2 protein-coding genes are annotated in these 792 nt (G+C 53.9%); both read left to right on the forward strand.

Annotation, left to right across the window (positions count from 1 at the left end; genetic code table 11):
• Nucleotides 1-411, forward strand: a 411-nt coding sequence (locus tag A3750_RS24255; RefSeq protein WP_068549018.1) for a histidine phosphatase family protein, incomplete at its 5' end; no start/stop codon positions are given.
• A 164-nt stretch (nucleotides 412-575) separates the two neighbouring features.
• The coding region (locus tag A3750_RS24260) for a hypothetical protein (protein WP_197475290.1) at nucleotides 576-792 on the forward strand (217 nt) is incomplete at its 3' end.

Raw genomic sequence — 792 nt, forward strand, 5'->3', positions numbered from 1 at the left:
TCAGACTGTGCCAGCCAACGAAACTTATCGCAGGCAGGTCGAAACCAAGCGCAACAGACGGGCGAAAAGCTGCGCGCAAAAGGCTATAGCGACGCGCGCGTTATCACCAGCCAATGGTGTCGGTGCAAGGAAACAGCTCAGTTATTAGCGCTAGGCGAACCCGAACAACTCGCATCCCTAAACTCCTTCTTTCAGAATTGGGAAATGAAGCAGGAAGCGACGAACAAGACCAAAGCCTGGATCGCCAAAGAGCTGAAGACAAAAGCCGATGGCGAGGTGATCCTACTAGTGACTCACCAAGTCAACATTACTGCACTCACAGGCCACTTTCCGAGATCAGGTGAGATGGTTGTCTCGCAGCAAAAACCGAACGGCGATCTTCGGCACGTTGCGTCAATCGATCCGCGCTAAATAGAGCGCGGTTCATTCCCGGCGCACTAGTTTCATCGCTCGCAGTCATGGTGATAGGAAGGTCTTTGCGGCGCAAAACCCGTCGCACGACCACCTGCTCGCTAGTGGCTAACATTGCCCTCTGTTATGATTTTTCTACACCTTAACTGAACGCACTTGCACACATGAGCACTGAATACTTCTTCGCAGCGGAGGGCTGCTACATCCGCGAGCTATCAAACTCGGCGGATGATCCTGCCGTCTCCATTGCACAAGCGCGCGTCGAGCCGGGAAATACGACTTCCTGGCACCAGCTAAAAAACACCATCGAGCGTTATGTGATTCTCTCCGGCACCGGACTCGCAGAAATTGGCGATGCAGCGCCTCGCACAGTGAACGCCG

The organism is Oleiphilus sp. HI0079, from assembly GCF_001635105.1.